Below are 6,999 nucleotides of genomic sequence, written 5' to 3' on the forward strand. Positions count from 1 at the left end.
TCCCCTCTTCCGAACCTCTCCGTTTCCTTCCGAATCCTCCTAATAGTCCCAACATATCGCTTTTTCATCTCAAACTTTGGCAAAGTTTTTGCCCGTGTGGCTCACACTGCCTGTGTGGCTCGCACCTTTGGCAAAGTTGAATAAACTGACAATAATTACTCATTTCCTAATTCTATAATTTTCTCCGCCTGTCGTGCTACAACCTCCCTCCGCATTCTCTCATTTTCCCATTCTCTCATTTCCCTCGCCTGTCGTGCTACGACCTCGCACCTCCGATTTTCCCCGTCTTCGTTTACTATCTGTTAATTTCCTAATTTCCTAATTTTCTAATTCTCTAATTCTCTCATTTTCTAATTCTCTCAATTTTTTATTCTTTTTTATTCTCAGAAATATCTAACAATCAAAATATTGCATTTTCTTGTAGTACTTTTGACGTAGTACGTCATTTCGTTAATTTTTCATTGTAGTAGTTTTGACGTAGCTCTTTTTTTGGAGACAAAAGAAACTTTTAGCAATTTTGCGGTGAAAAAAATCAATAACATATGGAAATAAAGAAAATATTGTTTTTCTTCCTGATGTTTTCTCTAACCGTTACCCTGCACGCTCAACAAATTACCGTACAAGGTACCGTTTATGAAGAAGGGACTAAAAACCCCATTCCAGGAGCAAACGTAATTGTAAAGGGTACTACCCAGGGTACTTCTACCGACTTCGAAGGGCACTATACACTTCCCAATGTGCCCTCCAATGCCGTCTTAGAAGTCAGCTTCGTAGGTATGCAGACCCAAAATGTAAAAGTAGCAGGACGCTCCCGCATTAATGTTACTTTAAGAGAAAATACCCAAGAGCTCAAAGAAGTAGTAGTGATTGGGTATGGGGCAGCTCAGAAACGAGACCTTACAGGCTCTATTGTCAGTCTTAAAACCGATGAATTTGCTGACCGTCCGTCTACCAACCCCTTAGCTTCTATCCAAGGAAAGGTAGCCGGGGTGCAAATCGTTAATACAGGGCGGGCAGGGCAAGACCCCGAAATCCGTATCCGCGGTACAAACTCTATCAACGGCTATACACCTCTGTACGTAGTCGATGGGCTCTTTACCGATAATATCAACTACCTCAACCCGCAGGATATCGAGTCTATGGAAATCCTCAAAGACCCCTCGTCTCTTGCAATCTTCGGGGTTCGTGGTGCCAATGGGGTGATTATCATTACCACCAAGAAAGCCAAAAAAGGACAAACAGTCGTAAACATCAATTCTTCCGTAGGATTAAAAGTCATCAACGACCGTGTTGCAATGACTGATGCCGAAGGCTTTAAAACTCTTTATGACGAAGAGTTAGCCAATAAAGGCGCCAATCCGTTTGATTATACCCATTGGCAAGCTAATACCGATTGGCAAGATGAAATCTTCCGCCGTGCGTGGGTATCTAATCATAACGTGAGCGTAGCTAGCTCAGGCGAGAAAGGGCGCTTTTATATGGGGGCAGGCTATACCGATGAAGAAGGCTCTATCAAGCACGAAAAGCTCTCCAAACTCACCCTCAACCTCAGCAGCGATTACAACGTAACCGACTTTCTGCGTTTTGGTTTCCAAGCCAACGGCTCACGTATCCTACCTGCCGACGGACGCGGTGTAGAAGCAGCACTCAAAGCGGTTCCTATTGCCCCCGTGAAAGATGAAAATACAGGTTTGTTTTACGATATGCCTAACTTCCAAAATGCACAGGTATACAATCCTATGATACGTATAGAAGAACAAGCTAATAATGCTAAAGCTTCTATTCACCGTTTAACAGGGAACATCTATGGAGAATTGAAGTTCTTGAAAGACTTTACTTTTAAAGCTACTTTCTCCGCCGATTATAACGTCCACGAAGAACGCAAATTCGACCCTCTTACCTATGTGTATAGTCCTTTAACTCGCGATAAAAAACACATAGGAGGACAGTATGAAACCCTTTCACAATCTAAGGCAACCACTTTGCGCACTCAGCAAGATTACATACTTTCATTTAAAAAGCAATGGGGGAAACACAACCTCAATGCAATGACAGGGCTCACTACTGATTATAAAGAATATTCTAAGTTAAATGGAGCGCGTAGTCAGCATATGGACGATATTATCTTTTCTCCTAACGGCAATACCGATAAATGGTGGCTTTCTTCTTTTGGAGCTAAGAATTCTTCCAATGGTTCTTCACAAAACAGACGCTTTACGATGTCTTACCTTCTTAGAACTCTTTATAATTACGACAATCGTTATTTGCTCAACGCTTCTTATCGCCGTGATGGAGCTTCAGTATTTCATCGCTTGGGTAATACGTGGGACAACTTCTACTCCTTTGGCGCAGGTTGGGTACTCAGTGAAGAAGCCTTTATGAAAAACCAAAAAGTAGTAGATTACCTCAAACTAAAAGGTTCTTGGGGTGTGCTAGGTAACCAAAACACAGGCAATGACTATCCTCTTTACCCTAGATTAGTAAGTTCAAGTAGTGCTGTTTTTGGCGACCGTATTATTACAGGCTATGTACCTGCCTATTTAGTACAAAACTTAGGTTGGGAAAAGACCTATGCGTGGGAAGCCGGTGCCGAGTTCCGTTTCTTGGGCAATCGCCTCAGTGTAGAGCCTGTTTACTATCACAAGAAAACCAAAGACCTTATTGTAAATCTGCCTAGCCTTGCAGGTACACAAAACTCTTTGGAGAACCTCGGAGAGATAGAGAATAAAGGTTGGGAAATTTCAGCCTCTTGGCAAGACCAACTCAAAGAAAGCGGATTTAGTTATGGTGTAAGTGCCAATATTACCACTATTGATAACAAAGTGCTTTCATTAGGTCGTAATGCTGAGTATGCTGTTTATAGTGGTCCAAACGACGTAGCGCGTAGCTTGGAAGGTTATCCTATTGGTCATTTTTACGGCTACAGAGTGATTGGTGTATATCAAAATTATCAGGACATTGCCAATTCTCCAGTAAATTCTTTTGGAGCTAAACCTGGTGACCTTAAATTTGCCGATCTCAACGGTGATGGCGTGATAGACACCAAAGACCGTGAGATGATAGGTAATCCTACCCCAGACCTTACCTATGGTTTCAGTCTCAATCTCGGCTACAAAGGCTTTGACCTTTCAGCAGAGTTTATGGGAGCTTATGGCAACGAAATCTATCGCGGTTGGGGCGAAAGTGGTTATGCGACCCTTAACTACCAAGCACACCGCTTGAACCGTTGGCACGGCGAAGGTACTTCTAACTGGGAACCTATTGTAGATAACAGTCGCCCCATCAATCGTATGAACTCTTCATACTATATAGAAGATGGTAGCTTTTTCCGCTTGCGCAACGTGCAGTTAGGCTATAGCTTGCCACAAGACGTATTACAACGTCTAAGAGTACAGAAATTGCGCTTCTATGCCAATATGCAAAACCTCAAAACTTGGCATAAAAACACAGGCTATGTCCCCGAAATAGGAGGTAGTGCCTTATCTTTCGGTATCGATACGGGTACTTACCCTATGCCAATGATTATTACTTACGGTGTAAATATCACTTTTTAATTAACAATTATGAAAAAGAATATAAACCATATTATAGCAATAGGATTAATGGTAACAAGTGTTGCCCTCTTCACCCATTGCAACAAGTTCGACCAAGAGCCTCAAGGCGAATGGTATGAAGGAGAACAAAAAGGAGCCGCTGGTACTTATGAAGCCGAAGTATTCGGGATGTATGGTAAAATACGAGCTTCTTCTATTACGTCAGGATTGCCAGCTTTGGCGGTACACAGCTTTCGCAGTGAAGATGCCGAAAAAGGCTCTAATGCAGGAGACTCAGCTGATTCTAAGAATGTAGACGAATTCAATTACGTAGCTACCAATGCTCTTGTATCACTGTATTACGACGGAAACTATGAATTGATTTTCGCAGCCAATACCGTAATTGATAAGATTAATAATGCCAATCAAGCCTCTTTGGCAGAAACAGATAAAGTTAACAGAGGAGAAGCTCATTTCTTCCGTGCTTATGCTTTTTTCAATTTGGTGCGTGCCTTTGGTGAAGTACCTCTTATTAACTTCTCGGTGAAAAGTAGAGATGAAGCCAATAAACCAAAAGCATCAGTAGAAAACATTTACGCACAAATTGATGCTGACCTCGCTATTGCCGAGCGCGATTTACCGCGTATGTGGCCTACGATGTTTGTAGGACGCCTTACTTGGGGAGCTGCTCGCGCCTTGCACGCTCGCACCTATATGATGCGTAGTAATTGGCAAGAAATGTATACCGCTTCTGTAGATGTAATTAACTCAGGATTGTATAATCTAAGTGCCGATTACAATAAGATTTTCCGTGAGACAGGTGAGAATGGTCCCGGTTCTATTTTTGAATTGCAATGCACTTTTGATAAGGCATACGGAGCAGAACAAGTAGGAAGTACTTTTGCCCAAGTACAAGGAGTACGCGGTTCTGGGCAATGGGATTTCGGTTGGGGTTTCAACTGTCCTACTCAAGACTTAGCTGATGCTTTTGAAACAGGTGACCCTCGCAAAGATGAAACTTTGCTTTACTTTGCTAAAAATATAGCAGAAGCCAACGCTATGCAGCCAAATACACCCTATGGCGAAAAACCTATCGCTAATAATGATGTAGTGAATAAGTATTACAACAAGAAAGTATATACTGATCCTGCTTTGCGTCGCACCAATAGCAAGTTTGGTTATTGGTTCAATATTCGCCTTATTCGTTATTCAGATGTACTCTTAATGGCTGCCGAAGCAGCTAATGAGCTTGGTAACAGCACCGAAGCCCTTACCTACTTAGAACAAGTGCGCGCCCGTGCAAGACGAACTAGTAGTACCCCTGTGCTTCCTGCCGTTACTACTACTAATCAAAGTGATTTGCGTACGGCTATTCGTCACGAGCGCCGTGTAGAACTGGGTATGGAGTTTGACCGCTTTTATGACTTAGTACGTTGGAATATAGATGTAGAAACTCTTCATAATGCAGGTAAAGCCTCTTATCAAGTAAAACATCGTTTGTTCCCTTTACCACAAACACAGATAGACCGTTCTAATGGAGTACTCGTTCAAAACCCTAATTATTAATTGAGATAACAGGTCTAAACTTAGCCAAAGTTTCAAACTTCGGCTAAGTTGAAAATCTAAAATTTACTACAATGAAAAAATATGTATTATATATCAGTTTTATGGTGAGTCTGACAGCCCTTACCAGCTGTTTCCAAGACTTAGACCAAGACCCTGCGTTTGATTATCCAAAGCAACCTCCTATCTTAGACTATGTAAAGCCTAAATTGGCTTTTACTTTTGAGGATAATAGTGAGGATATGAGTGTGTATAAAGCAACCACCCAGGTAGTAGGAAATGCTTCTTATACACAAGGAAAAGTAAAGAAAGCTTATCAAGGAGCGGATAATAGCTATATACTTATCACGCCTCCTACTACCCCACTTAATGGTGGTAAATCGTTGCACGATGTATTGAGTAACTTAGGTAGTTTTTCTATCGCTTTTTGGATGAATGCCGAAAAACCTACTAAGGCAATAGGATTATTTTCTTTAACCAATAACAAAGGTTTTTGGAGTTATATAGACCTATTTATGGAGCCAGGTAATTCAACACAAACCAATGGACGGTTTAAACTGCATTTGAGCAACGGTACCAAAGATGGTTGGGTAGATAAGATAATTCCAGAAACATTAGGCAAATGGGTACATTTGGTCTTTCGTTATGATGCTACCACAGGTAAGTTTACTATTTTTCGGAATGGATCAGAGGTACATTCGCAAGAGTTTAAGACTTTGGGAGGCATAGCGTGCCCCAACTTAGGTACTCTTGTAATAGGAACGCTTCCTTTTCAAACTACTCCTCCGCTCACCACTGGAGCTGGTGCACAAGGATGGGCAGGATTCTACAAAGGTCAGTTAGACCAGTTTTATTTCTTTAATGAACCTATTAATGATGTTCAGATAAAAACATTAGCGAGTGAAAAATAGATATTTAATAATTTTTATCATCTTTCTTTACAGCATTAGTATCAGTGCTCAGAATGAGGCGTATACCAAAGGTGTATATGTGGATAAGCAAAAGAACAGTATGCCTTATCGCTTTCTTCAACCTAAAAAAATGGAGAAAGGCAAGAAATACCCTTTGGTGCTCTTCTTGCACGGAGCAGGCGAAAGAGGGAACGATAATGAAAGTCAGTTGCGCAATGGGGGTACAGTGTTTAGCAATCCTGCGAACCGAGATAAGTACCCTTGCTTTGTGCTCTTTCCGCAGTGCCCTGAAGGTGCATACTGGTCGCTTGAAAAGCGTCCTGAAAAAGGTTACAAAAGCGGTAATCCTTTACCAAAGGACGCTCCTATTACCAGTCATTTGCGGTTGGTGAAGGAACTTTTAGACGAGACTTTGGCTACTTACCCTATCGACCCTAAACGAGTGTACATTATGGGCATCTCGATGGGTGCGATTGCTACTTTGGATATGGTGTATCGCTTCCCCGATACCTTTGCCAAAGCTGTCTCGATATGTGGGGCGACCAATATAGAGCGTATGCGTGAGTTCAAAGGGAAGACAAAATTCCGCTTTTATCACGGCGATATTGACGATGTGATACCGGTGACTTACTCGCGCGAAGCCTATGAGGCGTTGAAAAGCACTGGCAAAAAAGTAGAATACATAGAGTTCTACGGAGCTAATCACAACGCTTGGCATCCTGCTTTTAACACCAAAGACTTTTTGGAGTGGAGTTTTAGGTAAGGGAAATGAGGTGCGAGCCGCACAGGCAGCCGTAGCAGGGCAGGCGGGGAAAAATTAGCAAATTAGAAAATGAGAGAATTAGGTGCGAGCCACACGGGCAAAAACTTTGGCAAAGTGTATATCCTTAAAAGTGACATATTTGAGCTATCGGAAGGAAACGGAGCAATTCGGAAGAGGAGAGGGAGAGGTTTTGGCGAAAAAAGGGTGTAAGGAGGGTGGGGTTAGCTTA

At 42.0% G+C, this 6,999-nt stretch carries 4 protein-coding genes; all 4 read left to right on the plus strand.

Annotated features, from left to right (window positions below):
• The first annotated feature begins 542 nt into the window (after positions 1–542).
• The 4 genes from HMPREF9072_RS10005 (at position 543) to HMPREF9072_RS10020 (ending at position 6,770) form a co-directional block, all read left to right on the plus strand.
• Complete coding sequence (locus HMPREF9072_RS10005) at positions 543–3,554, plus strand: TonB-dependent receptor (RefSeq protein WP_009411618.1); 3,012 nt, start codon at positions 543–545, stop codon at positions 3,552–3,554.
• 9 nt (positions 3,555–3,563) lie between these two features.
• Positions 3,564–5,099: a RagB/SusD family nutrient uptake outer membrane protein gene (locus tag HMPREF9072_RS10010; protein WP_009411619.1), complete on the plus strand. Its 1,536-nt coding sequence runs from the start codon at positions 3,564–3,566 to the stop codon at positions 5,097–5,099.
• Positions 5,100–5,170: 71 nt separating this feature from the next.
• A complete protein-coding gene (locus HMPREF9072_RS10015; protein ID WP_009411620.1) occupies positions 5,171–6,007 on the plus strand; it encodes a LamG domain-containing protein in 837 nt (278 codons plus the stop codon).
• Positions 5,997–6,770, plus strand: coding sequence for an alpha/beta hydrolase-fold protein (locus HMPREF9072_RS10020; protein ID WP_009411621.1), 774 nt, complete (start codon positions 5,997–5,999; stop codon positions 6,768–6,770). The genes HMPREF9072_RS10015 and HMPREF9072_RS10020 overlap by 11 nt, the downstream gene beginning before the upstream one ends.
• Positions 6,771–6,999: the final 229 nt, after the last annotated feature.

Source organism: Capnocytophaga sp. oral taxon 324 str. F0483 (assembly GCF_000318315.2).
Taxonomy (GTDB): domain Bacteria; phylum Bacteroidota; class Bacteroidia; order Flavobacteriales; family Flavobacteriaceae; genus Capnocytophaga; species Capnocytophaga ochracea.

Coding starts and splice junctions, on each gene's coding strand:
- HMPREF9072_RS10015 (WP_009411620.1), top strand. CDS start 5,171: ATGAAAAAATATGTATTATATATCAGTTTTATGGTGAGTCTGACAGCC.
- HMPREF9072_RS10010 (WP_009411619.1), top strand. CDS start 3,564: ATGAAAAAGAATATAAACCATATTATAGCAATAGGATTAATGGTAACA.
- HMPREF9072_RS10005 (WP_009411618.1), top strand. CDS start 543: ATGGAAATAAAGAAAATATTGTTTTTCTTCCTGATGTTTTCTCTAACC.